Genomic DNA, 17,713 nt, shown 5'->3' with positions numbered 1-17,713 from the left:
TCGGCTTCGGCTTCGGCTTCGGCTTCGGCTTCGGCTTCGGCTTCGGCTTCGGCTTCGGCTTCGGCTTCGGCTTCGGCTTCGGCTTCGGCTTCGGCTTCGGCTTCGGCTTCGGCTTCGGCTTCGGCTTGGGGCCATTCACCGGGGGCCCGGGCGGTGGGCAACTCGTCGAAGTCCCAGATGGTTTCCGGTCCGGAGTCGAATGTGTCGGCCGGTGTCTCTTCCGACCAAACCGCCGATCCAAGCTCCGGCGCATAGTCCGGCGTGACTTCCGGCGTGACTTCCGGCGTGACTTCCGGCGTGACTTCCGGCGTGACGTCGGTTGTCATATCGTCTTCCGGCATCCAGGTGTCGAGTTCCTGGAACAGCCTGGACGAGTTCTCGGCCGGGGCGCTGAAGCCAAAAGCGCCAGGTTCGGGCGCAGGTTCGGGCGCAGGTTCGGGCGCAGGTTCGGGCGCAGGTTCGGGCGCAGGTTCGGGTGCAGGTTCGGGCGCAGGTTCGGGCGCAGGTTCGGGTGCAGGTTCGGGCGCAGGTTCGGGCGCAGGTTCGGGCGCAGGTTCGGGCGCAGGTTCGGGCGCAGGTGCCGATGTCATATCGCCGCCGTGCCAGTTGAAGGTCGGCGCAGAGAAGGTCATCGGGCGATCGACGGTCTCGGCCTCGCGCGGCGGGGCGCGAAAACCGGTGGCCGGGCCGGGGCGCTCTTCAAGGATGAAGACGCGGCTGCTGGCCGGAGCCGCTGGTGTCGCCGGTGTCGGCGCGGGCGGGGTGACGGACACCGTCGGCTCGGCATCCAGGGTGTCGAGGGCATTGAAGGTGTGACGGCACTGCCCGCAGCGCACCAGCCCCTGCCGTGCCCGCAACTGTTCCGAGGTGATGCGGAACAGGGTCTGGCAGGCAGGGCAGCGAGTGCGCATCACCGTTTGACGCCTTCCAGTCGGGCCCAGCCGTCGTGGATCTTGCCGACCTCTAGCGCGATCCATGGCGCGTAGGCGTCGATGACTTGCTGCGTCTGGGCCTCAAGCACGCCCGATAGCGCGAGGCGTCCGCCCGGCGCGACATGGGCACAGAGCGCCGGGGCCAGCACGCACAGGGGGTTGGTGAGGATGTTGGCGACCACCAGCTCGAAGCGCTCGGACAGCGGCGCGGCCGAGGTCTGCAATTCCAGGGTGACGGCGTTGCGCTCGGCGTTGTCGCGGGCGGCGTCGACTGCCTTCTCATCGATATCCACGCCCACCACCCGTCCTGCACCGAGGCGGGCCGCGGCGATGGCGAGGATGCCGGAGCCGCAGCCATAGTCGAGCACGCTGACGCCGGGGGTGACGATGGCTTCGAGCCACTCCAGGCACAGCTGGGTGGTCGGGTGCGAACCGGTGCCGAAGGCCATGCCCGGGTCGAGGGCGATGTTGATGGCGTCCGGATTCGGGGCGTCGTGCCACGAGGGCACGATCCACAGCCGGTCGGTGATGCGGATCGGGTCGAACTGCGACTGGGTGAGCTGCACCCAGTTCTGTTCGGCGATTTCCTCCAGCGTGAACGGTGGCACCTGCGCCAGACCGACGGCGCCCGAGGCGCGTGCCAGGGCGGCGGTGATGTCGGCGTCCTTGTCGAACAGGGCCAGCACGCGGCTGTGGTCCCACAGGCTGGCCGGCGCCATGCCGGGCTCGCCGAATTGCGGCTTTTCGGCCTCGGTGCCGGCGTCGGCGTCTTCGATGCTGACCGACAGCGCGCCTTCGTCCATCAAGGCGTCGGACAGGCGCTCGGCGCGGTCAGCATCGGCCAGCAGGGTGACGGAGATCCACATCGTTCAGGGTTTGTCCCGTTCGGCCAGGCGTTTTTCGAGGTAGTGGATGCTGGTGCCGCCTTCCATGAAGCGCGGATCGCGCATCAGCTCTTGATGCAGCGGCACGTTCGACTTGATGCCGGCAATCACCGTTTCGGACAGCGCGATCTGCATGCGGCGAATCGCCTGCTCGCGGGTGTCGCCGTAAGCGATCAGCTTGCCGATCATCGAATCGTAGTGCGGCGGCACGGTGTAGCCGTTGTAGGCGTGCGAATCGACCCGAATGCCTGGGCCGCCCGGCATGTGCCAGTTGGAGATGCGGCCGGGGCTGGGGGTGAACTTGAACGGGTCTTCGGCGTTGATGCGGCACTCGATGGCATGCCCGGCGAAGCGGATGTTTTTCTGTTGCAGCCACAGTTTTTCGCCGGCGGCGACGCGGATCTGCGCCTGCACGATGTCCACGCCGGTGATCGCCTCGGTGACCGGGTGCTCGACCTGCACGCGGGTGTTCATCTCGATGAAATAGAACTCGCCGTCTTCATACAGGAACTCGAAGGTGCCGGCGCCGCGGTAGCCGATCTTGCGGCAGGCCTCGGCGCAGCGCTCGCCGATCTTGGCGATCAGCTTGCGATCGATGCCGGGGGCGGGCGCCTCTTCGATGACTTTCTGGTGGCGGCGCTGCATCGAGCAGTCGCGCTCGCCCAGATGCACGGCATTGCCGTGGGCGTCGGCCAGCACCTGGATTTCCACATGGCGCGGGCGCTCGAGGTATTTTTCCATGTACACCACCGGGTTGCCGAAGGCGGATTGGGCCTCGGTCTTGGTGGTGGTCACGGCGTTGATCAGGGCCGCTTCGGTGTGCACCACGCGCATGCCGCGCCCGCCGCCGCCGCCGGCGGCCTTGATGATGACGGGGTAGCCGATGGCGCGGGCGATCTTGACGATTTCTTTCGGGTCGTCGGGCAATGCGCCTTCGGAGCCGGGCACGCAGGGCACGCCGGCGGCCTTCATGGCGTCCTTGGCGGAGACCTTGTCGCCCATCAGGCGGATGGTGTCGGGGCGCGGGCCGATGAAGACGAAGCCGGACTGCTCGACCCGCTCGCCGAAATCGGCGTTCTCGGAGAGGAAGCCGTAGCCGGGGTGGATGGCTTCGGCATCGGTGACTTCGGCCGCCGAAATGATGGCCGGGACGTTGAGGTAGCTTTGCGAGGACGGCGCGGGTCCGATGCACACCGACTCGTCGGCCAGCTTGACGTACTTGGCTTCGGTGTCAGCGGTGGAGTGGACGGCCACGGTGCGGATGCCCAGTTCGCGGCAGGCACGCAGCACGCGCAGGGCAATTTCGCCGCGGTTGGCGATCAGGATCTTATCGAACATGCCGGCGGTTCCGGTTGGAATGGGCGGAGATGACGGTCATCCGGCTTAGCCGACGACCATCAGCGGCTGGCCGAACTCGACCGGCTGGCCGTTTTCGACCAGGATGGCCTTGATGGTGCCGGCCGCGTCCGAGTCGATCTCGTTCATGAGCTTCATGGCTTCGATGATGCACAGCGTGTCGCCGACGCTGACGGAGTCGCCGACGTTGGCAAACGGCTCGCCGCCCGGCGACGAGGCGCGGTAGAAGGTGCCGACCATCGGCGAGGTGATCACATGGCCGGCCGGCAGGGTGCTTTCCGGGCCGGTCGAGTCGGCGGCGGGCGATGCTGCGGGTGCGGCGGCCGGTGCGGCATGCACGGTGTGATGCATCGGTTGCGACGCGACATGGGTGACCATGTGCTTGGCGATCCTCACTTTTTCTTCGCCCTCGGTCACTTCCAGTTCGGAAATCCCCGATTCCTGGACGAGGTCGATCAGTTTCTTCAGCTTGCGCAGATCCATGAGTTTCTCCAGTAGATGCCGGCAGAGGTGCCGGCGCCTCAGTGTTGTTGTGTCAGGCGGGCGAGGGCGAAATCGAGCGCGGCCAGGTAGCCATCGGCTCCCAGTCCGCAGATCACGCCGACGGCTTGATCGGAAAAATACGAGTGCTGGCGGAAGGGCTCGCGACTGTGGATGTTCGACAGATGCACTTCCACATAGGGGATCGAGACCGCAGCCAGGGCGTCGCGCAGGGCGACGCTGGTGTGGGTGTAGCCGGCCGGATTGATGATGATGAAATCGACGCCTTCGCTGGCCGCCGCCTGCACGCGGTCGATCAGCTCGCCTTCGTGATTGCTCTGGAACGACTCCAGCCGCACATCGGCGCGACTGGCGCGCTCGAGCATGGCGGTGTGGATGTCGGCGAGAGTGGTTCGACCGTACACCTCGGGTTCACGTGTGCCCAGCAGGTTGAGATTCGGCCCGTGGAGTACCAGAACGAGGGTTTGGTCGGATGGCGGCTGTTGCGCCTTTTTTTTGCGATTTCTCGGCGTCATGTCAGCAAGTTTGCCGCATTTCGCAACATTTTGTCCAGCGCGCGGAGGGCGGGTTCAAGGAAGCAGCGCGGAGATTTTGCCTTCCAGGTCCGATTTGCTCAAGCCCCCGAGCGACAGGTGGCGGATCTGCCCCTGGCGATCGAGGATGACGGTAAACGGCAATGCGCCGGCCGGATTGCCCAGCGCCGCGGCCAGCGCGACGGTGCTGCCGTCGCCGATCAGCAGGGGGTAGGGCACCTGCATCTCGTCGCGAAAGGCGGCCACCTGTTCGGCGTTGTCGAGGCTCAGGCCGACAAAGCGCACGCCGCGGTCATGATAGCGGCGAGATAGCGCCGAAAAGTCGGGAATTTCCTTGCGGCAGGGGGGGCACCAGGTGGCCCAGAAGTTGGCCACCACCACCTGGCCTTTCAGCTCGGCCAGCGCGTGGGGTTTGCCGTCGGCATCGGGCAGCGTGGTGGCCAGCAGCCGGGCGCCTTCTTCGGGGGCGACGCTGTCGGGGCCGGCCGTCTGGGCTGAGCTGGCCAGGGGGCGGATGACCGGTGCGCCGCCGCGGCTGGTCCAGTAGCCGAGTGCGCCGGCGGCGATGGCGACGAGCACGATCAGGACGGATTGGGGTAGACGCGCCATCACGATTGCGGCAGGGACTCGGCCAGCAGCCGCTCGACGGCCTCGAGGCGAGCGCGGTCGGTGTGGCTGCGCCGCTCGGCGCGGGCGTCGTAGACCGACAGGCGTACCGGCACCTCGTTCCAGTCGAATACCAAAATGGCCTCGGGCGGCTCGTGGGTGAGCCGGCGCGGCTCGCGATGCTCGTAGCGGATGTTCTGGTTGAGGAAGAAGATTTCGACATCCTTGGCGCTGTCGGCAAAGGCTTCGATGTCGACCTCGGCGTAGCGCCCGGCGGTGCCGTCGAGCACCGGGCCGGTCAGGTAGGGGCGGAAGTCGGCGAGCAGTTCGAGCACCTCGGCGGCGACGCAGCGCATCTCATAGAGCCGTTCGGCGTGTTCGTCGTCCTGGTAGATGGCCTGGTATTCGCGCAGCGCCGTTTCGATCTCAGCGTTGGTGGGTAGGGCATCGGTATCGGTCACCCCCAGCTGGCGGGCCGCCTTGCGCTTGGCGAAGCCGAAGTCCTGAACGCCGTCTTCGGCCATCATGCGGGCGGCGAGTGCGGCGATCTCCTGGCGAAAGTGGCTGGTCCGTGATCCAGAGTGTCGGCTTGACATGCGCGGCTCCCTCGTCGCCATCGGTTAGAATCTCTGGCCTTGCGAACCCTGACGGCGTGGCCAGACGGAACAGACCCGCACATTCTACACGTCCGGACGACACGCCGCCTTCAGCGATGCGCCGGACGCCGGAGCTTTCATGCATATCCACATTCTCGGCATTTGCGGCACCTTCATGGGCGGTGTGGCCCTGTTGGCACGGGCCGCCGGCCATACCGTGACCGGCTGCGATGCCAACGTCTATCCGCCGATGAGCACCCAGCTCGAAGCCGAAGGCATCGCGCTGACCTCGGGCTACGAGGCCTCGCAGATGGCGCTGTCGCCCGACGTGTATGTCGTCGGCAACGCCATCTCGCGCGGCAACCCGCTGCTCGAAGCGATTCTCGACGCCGGCGCGCCCTATGTGTCCGGTCCGCAATGGCTGGCCGAACAGGTGCTGCGCGACAAATGGGTGCTGGCGGTGGCCGGCACCCACGGCAAGACCACCACGGCCTCGCTGCTGGCCTGGATGCTGGAGGACGGCGGGCTCAATCCGGGCTTTCTGATCGGCGGCGTGCCGAAGAACTTCGGCGTCTCCGCCCGGCTGACCGATTCGCCGTTTTTCGTCATCGAGGCAGACGAATACGACACCGCCTTCTGCGACAAGCGCTCCAAGTTCGTGCACTACCGGCCGCGCACCGCGATTCTCAACAACCTCGAATTCGACCACGCCGACATCTTTGCCGATCTGGCCGCCATCGAAACCCAGTTCCACCACCTGGTGCGGATCATGCCAGCGAGCGGGCGCATCGTCGCCAACGCCGAGGCCGAGGCGCTGGCCCGGGTGCTCGATCGCGGCTGCTGGTCGGAACTCGAATGGTTCAATCGGGCAGATGCTTGGCAGGCGGCGCTTGACGATGCGGGCGTGGCCACATTTGCGCTCGGTGAGGCCGCGCTCGGCCAGGTGGCCACGCCGATGGCGGGCAGTCACAACCTGAGCAATGCGCTGGCCGCGGTGGCGGCGGCGCGCCATGTGGGCGTGCCGCCAGCGGCGTCGATTGCCGCGCTAGGGCGCTTCGAAGGCGTGCGGCGCCGGCTGGAGGTGCGTGGCGTGGTCGGCGGTGTGACGGTGTATGACGACTTCGCCCATCATCCGACGGCCATCGCGCTGACCATCGCAGGTTTGCGCAAGCGCATCGACGGCGGGCGGATCATCGCCATTCTCGAGCCGCGCTCGAACACCATGAAGCTGGGTGTGATGAAGGCGCAGCTGCCGGCCAGCCTGGCCGGTGCCGACGCGGTGCTGTGTTACCGCGGTGGGGTGGACTGGGATGTGGCCGGGGCGCTGGCGCCCTTGGGCGCGGCGGTGCAGTGCTTCGACGAGCTGCCGGCGCTGGTGTCGGCTGCGGTCGGCGCGTCGGCGCCGGGGGATCATCTGCTGGTGATGAGCAACGGCGGCTTCGGGGGCATCCACGAGAAGCTGCTGGCGGCCCTGGCCTGAGGCTTACGGGGCGCGCAGCCAGCCGATTTCGGCGGCCGTGGCCGGCCCGACGGTGACGTAGCGCAGGCTGACCGGGATGGCGGCATGCTCGGGCGACAGCGGGATCCGTCCGGCCATGACTTCGGCCTGCGATTGCGGTGTGGCGGGCCGCCGGTCCGGTTCCGCATAGCCTTGCGGAAAGCGGGGCATCAAGGTGGCCGGGTCGTATTTGTCGGTGGCGCCGACGGTGTGCAGCATCTCGTGGGCGATCACCATCAGGCTGCTGCCATGATCGGCGCGGCTGGCAAACACGTTGGCCAGGCCGATCAGGCCTTTCTCAAGCCCCACCGAGTGCTGCACCGTGGATTGCACCGCCGGGTCGTGGTATTGCACGAACATGCGCACATCGGGCCGTGGCCCGGGGGCATCGTCGTGGCGCCAGGCCCAGTAGCGCATCTGCAGGCTCCACACGATGGCCTGCCAGGCCGTGGGCTGGCGGGGTGCTTGGGGCGGCAGGCTGGTGCGCGGCGGCGCCAGGGTGATCGCCACCGGCTTGAGCGTGGTGACCCCGTAGCGCCGCGCCTCGGCGCCCAGCCAGTCGGCGATCGGCTCGAAATCGCGTGCACTCAGCTGCGCGATATGGCGCGCGGTGGCCTCGCGGCCGTCGGCATTAATCGGGTAGATCGTCACATGCAGGGTATTGACCCATGAGGTCGCGCGGTGCTGTGCCCGCCAGGTGCCCAGCGCCACGGTGGCCAGCACCAGCAGCAGCACGGAGATGCGCAGCGCTCGCCACATCGTGGTCAGGGGCGGGCGTCGGCCAGGTTGGCGGCGGTGGTCAGCTCCGGCGGCGGCTGGTAGGCCCAGCGCCGCCAGGCGGCACGCACGAGGTTCGGATACTCGGCCTTGCCGAGGCTGCCGTTGTAACGACCAAGCGCGCGGAACAGGTCGCCTTTCTCGATATCCAGGTAGTGACGCAGGATGGTGCAGCCGTAGCGCAGGTTGGTGCGCAGGTGGAAGAGGTTGTCTTCGCCCTCGCCCAGCAGTTTCGCCCAGAAGGGCATGATCTGCATGTAGCCGCGCGCGCCAGCCGAGGACACGGCGTATTTGCGGAAGTTGCTCTCGACCTGGATCAGGCCGAGCACCAGTTGCGGGTCGAGGCCCGCGCGGGTGGCCTCGTAGTGCACCGACAGCAGCAGGTCGCGCCGGTAGCGCGTGTCGGGAATGCGCTTGGCCAGCAGCTGGCTCATTTCCGACAGCCAGTGATCCTGCAGGGCATGGCTGGCGAACACGGGCCGTATCGGCGCGCGGTCGCTGACGGCGCCGCGCAGCGCGGCCTGGACGCTGGCCGAGAGGGGCTCGTATTGCTGCTGACCGGCCCACGCACCGGGCAACCCTGCCACCGTCAACAGCGCGGCGATTGCGGCGCTGCCGACGAGGCGGGTGAGTGCGCGGGCCGGATGGTTCATGCGCGGAGCTTCTCGAGCACGAAGGCGGCCAGCCCGTCCACCGGCACGGCGGTGGCGGCTTCGTCGCGACGGCCCTGGTATTCGGCGCTGCCTTCCTTCAGGCCACGATCGCCGATGACGATGCGGTGCGGCACGCCGATCAGTTCCCAGTCGGCGAACATTACGCCGGGGCGCTCGTTGCGGTCGTCGAGGATCACATCCACGCCCGCCTCGGTCAGGTCGGTGTAGAGGGCGTTGGCGGCCTCGCGCACGGCCTCGGACTTGCTCCAACCGACCGGGCAGATCACCAGTTCGAAGGGAGCGATGGCGGTCGGCCAGATGATGCCGCGCGCGTCGTTGTTCTGCTCGATGGCGGCGCCGAGGATGCGCGACACGCCGATGCCGTAGCAGCCCATCTCCATGACCTGCTCGCGCCCGTTTTCGTCGAGGAAGCGCGCGCCCATGGCCTCGGCGTATTTGGTGCGCAACTGGAAGATGTGGCCCACTTCGATGCCGCGGCACAGCGCCAGCGTGCCCTTGCCATCGGGCGAGGGGTCGCCGGCGACCACGTTGCGCAGGTCGGCTAGCTCGGGGCCGGGGAAGTCGCGGCCGATGTTGGCGCCGGTGTAGTGGTAGTCGTCCTCGTTGGCACCGATGACGAAATCGCTCATCGCCGCCACGCTACGGTCCATGATGACCCGGCCCTTGAAGCCGACCGGGCCGAGCGAGCCGGGGTTGGCACCGAAGCCGGCGGCGATGGCCTCGGGGGAGGCGAAGGTGAGCGGCGACTTGATGCCGTCGAGCTTCTGCGCCTTGATCTCGTTGAGTTCATGATCGCCGCGCAGCAGCATCAGCACCGCCGCGCCGTCTTCGGCCTCGACCACGATCGCCTTGACGGTGTCGGTGGCCGGGATCTTCAGGAAGGCGGCCAGGTCGGCAATGGTCTTGACGCCCGGCGTATGCACCTTGGTTAGGGCTTGCTTGGCGACGCCGTGCACCTTGCTGGCCGGCAGCGCCTCGGCCAGCTCGACGTTGGCGGCGTAGTCGGAATCCGGGCAGTAGGCGATGTCGTCTTCGCCGGTGTCGGCAATCACGTGGAATTCGTGCGAGCCGGTGCCACCGATCGAGCCGGTGTCGGCCGCCACGGCGCGGAACTGCAGGCCGATGCGGGTGAAGATGCGGATGTAGGTGGCGTACATGTTGTGGTACTCGCGCACCAGATCCTCGAAGCTGGCATGGAAGGAGTAGCCGTCTTTCATGACGAACTCGCGACCGCGCATGACACCGAAGCGCGGACGGATCTCGTCGCGGAACTTGGTCTGCACCTGGTAGAAGTGCTTGGGCAGCTGCTTGTAGCTGCGGATGTCGCGACGGGCGATGTCGGTGATCACTTCCTCATGCGTAGGGCCGATCACGAAATCGCGGTCGTGACGATCCTTGAGGCGCAGCAGCTCGGGGCCGTAAAACGTCCAGCGGCCGGATTCTTGCCACAGCTCGGCTGGTTGTACGGCCGGCATCAGCACCTCGATGGCACCCGCCCGGTTCATTTCCTCTCGCACGATACGTTCCACCTTGCGCAGGGCCTTGAGGCCCATCGGCATCCAGCTGTAGATGCCCGCCGCGGTCTTCTTGATCAGGCCGGCGCGCAACATCAGCTTCTGACTGGTGACTTCGGCGTCAGCGGGGGCTTCCTTGAGGGTGGCGATGAAATAGTGCGAGGCGCGCATGGTCGAATTCCGGAAGAAAGGAGGGGGTCAAAGGCGATGATTCTACCGTAGCCACCCCGCTCACCGGCAGGGCCGGCGCGATTCGTGCTATGTGCCAGCTTTCAATGGCGCGGGAAGTGTGGAAAAATCACCGTCAACTCAGACAATTTAAGGTTCCATCATGCTCGATCGTGAAGGCTATCGCCCGAACGTCGGCATCATCCTGGTCAACCACCGCGACGAGGTCTTTTGGGGTAAGCGCATTCGGGAGCATTCCTGGCAGTTTCCGCAAGGTGGTATCAAGCACGGCGAATCGCCGGAGCAGGCCATGTACCGGGAACTCCATGAGGAGGTCGGACTGCTGCCCGAGCATGTCAAGATCCTCGGCCGCACGCGTGGCTGGTTGCGGTATGACGTGCCCAAGCACTGGATCAAGCGCCAGTGGCGGGACACCTATCGTGGTCAGAAGCAGATCTGGTTTCTGCTTCGGCTGGTCGGCCGGGACACGGATGTCTGCCTGCGTGCATGCAGCCATCCGGAATTTGATGCCTGGCGCTGGAGTGACTATTGGGTGCCGCTCGATACGGTGATCGAGTTCAAGCGCGGCGTCTATCAGCAGGCGCTCAAGGAGTTGGCCGATCTGCTGTCGCGTCCACGCCGGGCGCGCCAGAACCGTTCGCCCGATCCGATGGTCTGATCCCGAGAGCAGGCGATGCTCCCGTGGCCGTCGGATCACGGCTCGCGACCAAAGGAGGAGACGATGGATCAGACCCAGAACAACACCAATCCGCTGCCGTCCATGCGTTTGGGCGACGCCCTCTACCAGGTACCGGAGCCCGGCATGCCTCGGCGCGTGACCGCCAAGTCGTCCGCGGTCGAGGTGATGACCGACCTGCATCGGGTGCCTGCGGCGACCATCCCCGGCGGGATGCGCCTTGATGACGCTCGTCAGGCGATGATTCTGCGCGGCGTCCGCATGCTATTGGTGACCAATGATCGCCGTGTCGTGCAAGGCTTGGTGACCGCGACCGACCTGTTGGGCGAACAGCCGGTGAAGATCGCCCAGCACCGTTCGGTGGCGGTGTCCGATCTGAGCGTGGCCGACATCATGACCCCGATCGACGCACTTGAGGCGTTTGCGCTTCGGGATGTGCTCAATGCGCATGTCGGCGACGTGGTGCGCGCCCTGCGCGCGCTGGGGCGCCAGCATGCACTGGTCATTGAGCCCTGCGAGGCCGGAGAGCAGGCGCATATCCGCGGGATCTTTTCGGCGTCGCAGATCGCGCGCCAAATGGGCGTACCCCCATTCGTGGGCGAAGTCGCCCGTACGTTTGCTGAAATCGAAGCGGCCATCGGCGCCTGACGGACGGGACTTGTCAGCGCAGACCGGCTCTTGTGCTATGACTGGGAGAATGCATGCACGCGAAGTGCTATTCGTGCGCAGTGAGCGTGGTCGTCCTGACCCTGCTTTCGGCGTGCGCCAACAACAAGGGGCCGGTGCGCGAGTGGCGCGAACCCGAGACGACAAAGTGGGAGGAGGCGGACACGACGCCGCCGACGGCCTTGCCGCTCGATGCCGATCTCATCGAATTCGATGTGCAGCGCCGCGGGCAGACCGCCTTCTTCGTGGATAGTGCCCACATCGAAATCGGCAGCGACGGCGTCACTCGTTTGCCGCTGGTTTCCCGTTCCAGCCGCGGCGCGGCTGTCGTGACCTACGAGGGATTCCGCTGCGAGACCAGCGAGAATCGGCTGTATGCCATCGCGTCGGAAGGGCAGTGGTCGATTCCGCGTACCAATCCGTGGCGCACGGTGGCGCTCAACAGCTTCGATCCGAAGAGCGTGCTGATGCACGATTTTTTGTGCAAAGACGCCTCGCCACGGGCGCCGGACGAAATCATCCAGAAGCTGCGCTATCCGAAACCCGACTGGCAGTGAGCAAGGCATGATCGATTCTTTCATCCTGCATTTCGATCGGGCGTTGCGCACGGTGTTTGCGCCAGCGTCAACACGCCGGCCGTGGCCGGGAGGGGTATTGCCCGAGCCTGCCCTCGCCGATCCGGAGCGCAAGCACGCCGCTGCGTTGATGCGAGTCAATCACGTTGGCGAGATCTGCGCGCAGGCGCTCTACCAGGGCCAGGCGCTGATGTCGCGCCAACCTGAGGTGACGCGCGCCTTGGGCCAGGCCGCGGACGAGGAAACCGAGCACCTGGCGTGGACGGAGCGGCGGATCGTAGAGCTCGGTGGCCGCAAGAGTTTGCTGAACCCGCTGTGGTATGGCGGTGCGCTGACGATCGGGGTGCTGGCGGGGCGCTTCGGCGAGGCCTGGAATCTCGGCTTTCTCGCCGAAACCGAGCGACAAGTCGAATCGCACCTCACGTCGCACCTGTCCCGCCTGCCTGGCGAGGACCTGAAGTCTCGCGCGATCGTTCAGCAAATGGTGGAGGACGAGCGTGCCCATGCGGACAAGGCGCTCGAACTGGGCGGCGTGCCGCTGCCGTCGATGGTGCGCGCCGCCATGCGTGGCGCATCGCGCGTCATGACGACCACGGCCTACTGGGTCTGAGCCTCGCGCGTATCGACGACCTCCCAGGTGTGGCTGACGTCGGCGGTCTGCCCCAGCATGATCGACGCTGAACAATACTTCTCGGCGGACATGTGAATAGCCCGCTCGACGGCGGCCGGCTTGAGTCCAGCCCCGCTGACGACGTAGTGGTAGTGGAGCCGGGTAAACACCTTGGGGTCGGTCTCGGCCCGGTCTGCCTGGATGCGCACCTGGCAGTCGGAGACTGGATGGCGCCCTCGCTTGAGAATCAGGACGACATCGAAAGCCGTACACCCGCCCGCGCCGACCAGGAGCATCTCCATCGGGCGCGGGGCCAGATTTCGTCCGCCGGCTTCCGGTGCGCCGTCCATCATGACGCTGTGACCGCTTCCCGTTTCAGCGAGGAAGCTCGCGTCCCCGACCCATTTCACTACGCATTCCATGTCTGCCTTCCTTTTGGTGTCGTCTTGCGGGGCGTAAGCCCTGCGTAAACGCGAATTCTAGCAACAGCCCGCGAGGGGACTCGATCAAGTTTTGGTTGCGGCGCACAATTCATGTCTAAAAAACTGACGAGAGGTGCGCGGCGGCGCCCAGTAAAACGGCGGTAACCAGCAAATACACTGAGCTTGATGACCATAAGCGATGTTTATAGATAAATCGAAACATTTGTAGTGCAATGCACAAAAATGGCTTGCGGGAGGTGGCCGGGATGCACATAATTGGAACCGTTGGAGATCGGCGCAGACCAAGCAGCGTGCGATCTCATGATTGTCTCCTCCACCCTCCTCCTTTGGTGTGGATTTAACGCAGCCTACCCGGCTGCGTTTTTTTTGCTTGGAGCCTGGGTTGCGGCGCCAAAATAACATTGACACCTCGTGGGTGCCTCGTTTAGGATTGGCGGCTTTCTATTCGGTGGCCGTCGCGACAGAAGGCCTGACGAGAAAACGAGGAACAAACATGAAAACCTTCTCTGCCAAGCCGCACGAAGTTCAGCGGGGCTGGTTCGTCGTCGATGCGACGGACAAAGTGCTTGGCCGTCTCGCTGCCGAGGTGGCCCGTCGCCTGCGCGGCAAGCACAAGCCGATCTTCACTCCGCATGTTGATACCGGTGACTTCATCGTTGTTGTCAATGTGGACAAGCTTCGCGTCACCGGCAACAAGGCCGAAGACAAGAAGTACTACCGCCATTCCGGGTATCCCGGCGGCATCTACGAAACCAACTTCACCAAGCTGCAGCAGCGCAAGCCGGGCCGAGTGCTCGAACTGGCCGTCAAAGGCATGCTGCCGAAGGGTCCGTTGGGTTACGCGATGCTGAAGAAGCTCAAGTGCTATGCCGGCGCTGAGCACCCGCACACGGCTCAGCAGCCGCAAGTTCTCGAAATCTAAGCAGGAGCCTCCAAATGGCTGTGACCTACAACTACGGCACGGGGCGTCGCAAGAGTGCGGTGGCGCGTGTTTTCATCAAGGCTGGCAACGGCAGCATCGTTGTCAACGGCAAGCCGGTCGACGAGTTCTTTTCTCGCGAGACGGGACGCATGATCGTGCGCCAACCGCTGGTGCTGACCGGCAACGAAACGACTTTCGACATCATGGTGAACGTCGACGGTGGTGGCGAATCGGGTCAAGCGGGCGCCGTTCGCCACGGCATTACCCGTGCGCTGATCGACTACAATCCGGAACTCAAGGGCGATCTGCGTCGTGCCGGTTTCGTGACGCGTGATGCGCGCGAAGTGGAGCGAAAAAAAGTCGGTTTCCACAAAGCCCGTCGCCGCAAGCAGTTCTCGAAGCGTTAAACGTTTCGAGTCAGCAAGAGCCGCCTTCGGGCGGCTTTTGTCGTTGGCGCCTGATGTTTTGGCGCAGCGTGTCGCGCTGGCGGAACTTCCGGCGATGCGTTACCGTCTACCCCAACATTGCAGGCTCCGGCGCGACCTGCGTTTCACCCCCCAATGCCCCAGGAGAGACAATGGAAGCTACTGCGACTGACTTGAATGATCTTTTGGTGTTCACCGACAGTGCGGCGAACAAGGTCAAAGAGTTGATTGAAGAAGAGGGGAACGCGGCGCTCAAGCTTCGTGTGTTCGTCACGGGGGGCGGCTGCTCCGGGTTCCAGTACGGTTTCACCTTTGATGAGGAGGTTGCCGAGGACGACACCACCATGGAGAAAAACGGAGTGACCTTGCTGGTCGATCCGATGAGTTACCAGTACCTGGTGGGCGCTGAAATCGACTACTCGGAAGGGCTGGAAGGTGCCCAGTTCGTGATCCGCAACCCCAATGCTTCGACAACGTGTGGCTGCGGCTCGTCGTTCTCTGTCTGAGTTGTCCCGACGATCGAAAAACTGCGGCCCCGTCGTTTCCGACGGGGCCGCAGTTTTTTTGGATGCAGGGCGGGCCTTAGTTGATCGTCCGGTCTGGATTCAGGAGGGCGATACGCTTCCGGTAGTTTTCCGTCGCCGCTTTGAATGCGTGCAGTTCGCCCTTGGCGAGCGGCTTGGCGGTGGGTAGGGCGATGGACATCGGGTCTCTGGCAACGTTGTTGACCCGGAATTCATAGTGAAGATGCGGGCCGGTCGCCCAGCCGGACTGGCCGACGTAGCCAATGACGTCCCCTTGGGAGACCGAGGCGCCTTTGCGCACGGTGCTGGCAAATCCGCGCATGTGAGCATACAGCGTCGAGATGTTGTCGCGATGGCGAAGGATCACTACGTTGCCATAGCCGCCTTTGACGCCGACGAACTCCACTGTGCCGTTCGACGTGGCTTTGATTGCGCTGCCAGAAGGGGCGCCAAAATCGACGCCCTTGTGCTGGCGCCATTGCTTGAGGATGGGGTGGAAGCGCTGAGAGAAGCCGGACGTGACCCGCGTGAATTCCAGCGGGAAGCGGAGAAATGCTTGTTTGAGGCTGTGGCCGTCTTCCGTGTAGTAGTCTTCTTGACCATCTTTGCCGCGATATAGAACAACAGCGTGCCGCTTGCCCTGGTTGACGAATTCGGCAGCAAGGATGCGGCCGATGCCGCTTGGGCGCCCATCTTCCTGAACGAGCGTTTCGTAGACCACGCTGAACCGGTCGCCGGTGCGCAGGTCCGTCCGAAAATCGATTTCCGTGCCAAAGAGCTCGGCGAGTCGGGTGGCGACGGCATCAGGCAGGCCGGCTGATTCGGTGGCGCCAAACAACGAGTGCCGGATCGTGCCTGAGCGCATCTCGACAATGCTGGCGAGTTCCTGCTGGGACTCCTTGGTCGCGAAAGAAGCGCCTTTGCGCTCAAGGGCGAAGTTGCCATCGCCGCGCGTTTGTGGAAGCGTCAATTCGATCAAGCTGCCGTCGGGCGCCACCGTGGCGGTGGCGGGTCTGCCCGCGCGCAGCTGTCGAAGGGCGAGGCGGCCTGACTCCGTGCTTTGCATGAAGCGGATCGCCTCCGCGTCTTTAATGCCGAATCGCTGGAAGATGGTTTCAAGAGTATCGCCGCGCTTGACGCGATCTTCCAGCACAAACGGCAGGTCGTTCGCGGCTGCGATACTGAATTGAGGCGTGCCAAGCGACTCACTGATCGGGCGGGCTGACACGTCGGGCGCGCGGTTTGGCACCACCGCGATGGCTGCGGCTACCGAGAGGGAAAGTGCACTGGCGATGCCAGTCAAAAGCCATCGACGCGATACGCCGGGCGCGCAGTTGTTGGCGTGATCGGCTAATATTTCCTGCTTTCGGGGCGGCATGGCGTTCCTGTCTACAAATTTTTTCGAGTCTAGCAAAAACACACACGGCTCGGTACATGAAAACTTTAGGGTGGCTGCATGAGTGAAGTGAGCGCGGCGCTTGAGCTGATCAAGCGAGGGGCGGACGAGCTGTTGGTGGAGTCGGAGATGGTGGCCAAGTTGCAGGCCGGTCGTCCGCTACGGGTGAAGGCGGGGTTTGATCCAACGGCGCCTGATCTGCATCTGGGGCATACCGTGCTGCTGAACAAGCTGCGCCATTTCCAGGACTTGGGGCATCACGTCATGTTCTTGATCGGTGACTTCACCGGAATGATCGGCGACCCGAGCGGCAAGAATGCGACACGCCCGCCGCTGACTCGCGAGCAGATTCTGGAGAACGCTCGGACCTATGAGGCTCAAGTCTACAAGGTGCTCGACCCGCTACGCACCGAGGTGTGCTTCAACTCGACCTGGATGGACGATGTCGGAGCGGCCGGAATGCTGAAGCTGGCGTCGCACTACACCGTGGCACGCATGCTCGAGCGCGACGACTTTGCCAAGCGCTATGCTGCGAACCAGTCGATCGCGGTCCACGAATTCCTGTACCCGCTGTGCCAGGGTTACGATTCCGTGGCGATGCGATCCGACGTCGAGCTCGGTGGTACCGACCAGAAGTTCAATCTGTTGGTCGGGCGCGAACTGCAAAAGGACTATGGCCAGTCGCCCCAGTGCGTCTTGATGATGCCATTGCTTGAAGGCTTGGATGGCGTCAACAAGATGTCCAAGTCGTTGGGGAACTATATCGGGATCAACGAGTCCCCCTCGGAGATCTTCGGGAAGTTGATGTCGATCTCCGATGAGCTGATGTGGCGCTACTTCGAGTTGCTGTCGTTTCGCTCGATTGCCGAAATCGGTCAGTTGCGCCGCGATGTAAGCGAAGGGCGCAACCCGCGCGACGTCAAGGTGTTGCTGGCGAAGGAGTTGGTGGCTCGCTTCCATGGCGCGGTGGCTGCCAATGCCGCCCATGACGAGTTTGAAGCCCGCTTTCAGCGAGGGGTGCTGCCGGAAGATATGCCCGAGATCGTCATTGCCGCCGAGGGCGAGGGATGTCTCCTCGTGCATGCGCTAAAACAGGCTGGACTCACCTCCAGCACGTCGGAAGCGCTGCGGATGATTCAGCAGGGTGCTGTGCGGCTCGATGGCGAGCGCGTCGAGAGCAAGGAGGTCTCGTTGGCGATTGGCGTGCGGGTGATTGCGCAAGTAGGGAAGCGGCGTTTCGCCCGAATCGAAATAAAAGGGTGAGGGGGGTGTTGACAGTGATTTTTGGATGACTATAATTCGCACCTCGCTTGAACGCAGTGCGGTTGAGCGAGGCGCCCGGAGCGGGTTTCGGTAGATGGGAAGTGGCTCTGGGGGTTGACGAGGCGGGTTGGTTGTGTAAGAATTCCGCTTCTT

General features: G+C 64.5%; 21 protein-coding genes. 9 read left to right on the top strand and 12 right to left on the bottom strand.

Features of this window, described 5'->3' with window-relative positions:
- From I8J34_RS24745 to I8J34_RS23115, 7 genes are all read right to left on the bottom strand, one after another.
- A partial coding sequence (locus tag I8J34_RS24745; RefSeq protein WP_230411972.1) for an MJ0042-type zinc finger domain-containing protein occupies nt 1-911 on the bottom strand: 911 nt, incomplete at its 3' end.
- Nucleotides 911-1,798, bottom strand: coding sequence for a 50S ribosomal protein L11 methyltransferase (gene prmA / locus I8J34_RS23140; protein ID WP_214364005.1), 888 nt, complete (start codon nt 1,796-1,798; stop codon nt 911-913). The genes I8J34_RS24745 and prmA, both read right to left, overlap by 1 nt.
- A 3-nt stretch (nt 1,799-1,801) precedes the next feature.
- The gene (gene accC / locus I8J34_RS23135) at nt 1,802-3,154 is read right to left on the bottom strand and encodes an acetyl-CoA carboxylase biotin carboxylase subunit (RefSeq protein ID WP_214364004.1); all 1,353 of its coding nucleotides are present in this window, start codon (nt 3,152-3,154) and stop codon (nt 1,802-1,804) included.
- Nucleotides 3,155-3,199: 45 nt separating this feature from the next.
- A complete protein-coding gene (gene accB / locus I8J34_RS23130) occupies nt 3,200-3,655 on the bottom strand; it encodes an acetyl-CoA carboxylase biotin carboxyl carrier protein (protein ID WP_214364003.1) in 456 nt (151 codons plus the stop codon).
- 38 nt (nt 3,656-3,693) lie between these two features.
- Complete coding sequence (gene aroQ / locus I8J34_RS23125; protein WP_214364002.1) at nt 3,694-4,188, bottom strand: type II 3-dehydroquinate dehydratase; 495 nt, start codon at nt 4,186-4,188, stop codon at nt 3,694-3,696.
- Between the two features lie 54 nt (nt 4,189-4,242).
- Nucleotides 4,243-4,815, bottom strand: a complete 573-nt coding sequence (locus tag I8J34_RS23120) for a TlpA disulfide reductase family protein (RefSeq protein ID WP_214364001.1) — start codon at nt 4,813-4,815, stop codon at nt 4,243-4,245.
- A complete protein-coding gene (locus tag I8J34_RS23115; protein ID WP_214364000.1) occupies nt 4,815-5,408 on the bottom strand; it encodes a hypothetical protein in 594 nt (197 codons plus the stop codon). The genes I8J34_RS23120 and I8J34_RS23115 overlap by 1 nt, the downstream gene beginning before the upstream one ends.
- 139 nt (nt 5,409-5,547) lie before the next feature.
- On the opposite strand from I8J34_RS23115, the gene mpl reads away from it, so the two are divergent.
- Entirely contained in the window at nt 5,548-6,888 is a 1,341-nt protein-coding gene (gene mpl / locus I8J34_RS23110; protein WP_214363999.1) for a UDP-N-acetylmuramate:L-alanyl-gamma-D-glutamyl-meso-diaminopimelate ligase, read from the top strand.
- Between the two features lie 3 nt (nt 6,889-6,891).
- Here mpl and I8J34_RS23105 read toward each other — a convergent pair whose 3' ends face one another.
- Genes I8J34_RS23105 through I8J34_RS23095 form a run of 3 tightly spaced genes read right to left on the bottom strand, consistent with a single transcriptional unit; the run spans nt 6,892 to nt 10,042 of the window.
- On the bottom strand, nt 6,892-7,665 hold the full coding sequence (locus tag I8J34_RS23105) for a hypothetical protein (RefSeq protein WP_214363998.1): 774 nt from the start codon (nt 7,663-7,665) through the stop codon (nt 6,892-6,894).
- Between the two features lie 5 nt (nt 7,666-7,670).
- Nucleotides 7,671-8,336: a lytic transglycosylase domain-containing protein gene (locus I8J34_RS23100; RefSeq protein ID WP_214363997.1), complete on the bottom strand. Its 666-nt coding sequence runs from the start codon at nt 8,334-8,336 to the stop codon at nt 7,671-7,673.
- A complete protein-coding gene (locus I8J34_RS23095) occupies nt 8,333-10,042 on the bottom strand; it encodes a proline--tRNA ligase (protein ID WP_214363996.1) in 1,710 nt (569 codons plus the stop codon). The genes I8J34_RS23100 and I8J34_RS23095 overlap by 4 nt, the downstream gene beginning before the upstream one ends.
- Before the next feature lie 160 nt (nt 10,043-10,202).
- Between I8J34_RS23095 and I8J34_RS23090 the strand changes: the two genes are divergently transcribed.
- The 4 genes from I8J34_RS23090 (at nt 10,203) to coq7 (ending at nt 12,587) form a co-directional block, all read left to right on the top strand.
- A complete protein-coding gene (locus tag I8J34_RS23090) occupies nt 10,203-10,718 on the top strand; it encodes an RNA pyrophosphohydrolase (protein ID WP_214363995.1) in 516 nt (171 codons plus the stop codon).
- Between the two features lie 63 nt (nt 10,719-10,781).
- Nucleotides 10,782-11,384, top strand: a complete 603-nt coding sequence (locus I8J34_RS23085) for a CBS domain-containing protein (RefSeq protein WP_214363994.1) — start codon at nt 10,782-10,784, stop codon at nt 11,382-11,384.
- Between the two features lie 53 nt (nt 11,385-11,437).
- A complete protein-coding gene (locus I8J34_RS23080; RefSeq protein ID WP_214363993.1) occupies nt 11,438-11,959 on the top strand; it encodes a CNP1-like family protein in 522 nt (173 codons plus the stop codon).
- 7 nt (nt 11,960-11,966) lie between these two features.
- A complete protein-coding gene (gene coq7, locus I8J34_RS23075; protein WP_214363992.1) occupies nt 11,967-12,587 on the top strand; it encodes a 2-polyprenyl-3-methyl-6-methoxy-1,4-benzoquinone monooxygenase in 621 nt (206 codons plus the stop codon).
- Here the strand turns inward: coq7 and I8J34_RS23070 are convergent.
- Nucleotides 12,575-13,009, bottom strand: a complete 435-nt coding sequence (locus I8J34_RS23070; RefSeq protein WP_214363991.1) for an OsmC family protein — start codon at nt 13,007-13,009, stop codon at nt 12,575-12,577. The genes coq7 and I8J34_RS23070 overlap by 13 nt on opposite strands.
- A gap of 514 nt (nt 13,010-13,523) precedes the next feature.
- Here I8J34_RS23070 and rplM point away from each other — a divergent pair.
- From rplM to erpA, 3 genes are all read left to right on the top strand, one after another.
- Nucleotides 13,524-13,952, top strand: coding sequence for a 50S ribosomal protein L13 (gene rplM, locus I8J34_RS23065; RefSeq protein WP_214363990.1), 429 nt, complete (start codon nt 13,524-13,526; stop codon nt 13,950-13,952).
- 14 nt (nt 13,953-13,966) lie between these two features.
- Nucleotides 13,967-14,359: a 30S ribosomal protein S9 gene (gene rpsI / locus I8J34_RS23060; RefSeq protein ID WP_214363989.1), complete on the top strand. Its 393-nt coding sequence runs from the start codon at nt 13,967-13,969 to the stop codon at nt 14,357-14,359.
- Nucleotides 14,360-14,529: 170 nt separating this feature from the next.
- Nucleotides 14,530-14,883 carry an iron-sulfur cluster insertion protein ErpA gene (gene erpA, locus I8J34_RS23055; protein WP_214363988.1) on the top strand — a complete coding sequence of 118 codons (354 nt, stop codon included), beginning with the start codon at nt 14,530-14,532 and terminating at the stop codon, nt 14,881-14,883.
- 76 nt (nt 14,884-14,959) lie between these two features.
- On the opposite strand, the gene I8J34_RS23050 is transcribed toward erpA, so the two are convergent.
- A complete protein-coding gene (locus I8J34_RS23050; RefSeq protein WP_214363987.1) occupies nt 14,960-16,279 on the bottom strand; it encodes a M23 family metallopeptidase in 1,320 nt (439 codons plus the stop codon).
- 78 nt (nt 16,280-16,357) lie between these two features.
- Here I8J34_RS23050 and tyrS point away from each other — a divergent pair, with 78 nt between their 5' ends.
- Complete coding sequence (gene tyrS / locus I8J34_RS23045) at nt 16,358-17,560, top strand: tyrosine--tRNA ligase (protein ID WP_214363986.1); 1,203 nt, start codon at nt 16,358-16,360, stop codon at nt 17,558-17,560.
- Nucleotides 17,561-17,713: the final 153 nt, after the last annotated feature.

It is taken from the genome of Denitromonas iodatirespirans (assembly GCF_018524365.1).
Classification (GTDB): domain Bacteria; phylum Pseudomonadota; class Gammaproteobacteria; order Burkholderiales; family Rhodocyclaceae; genus Nitrogeniibacter; species Nitrogeniibacter iodatirespirans.
This window is presented reverse-complemented; position numbering and strand designations above follow the sequence as displayed.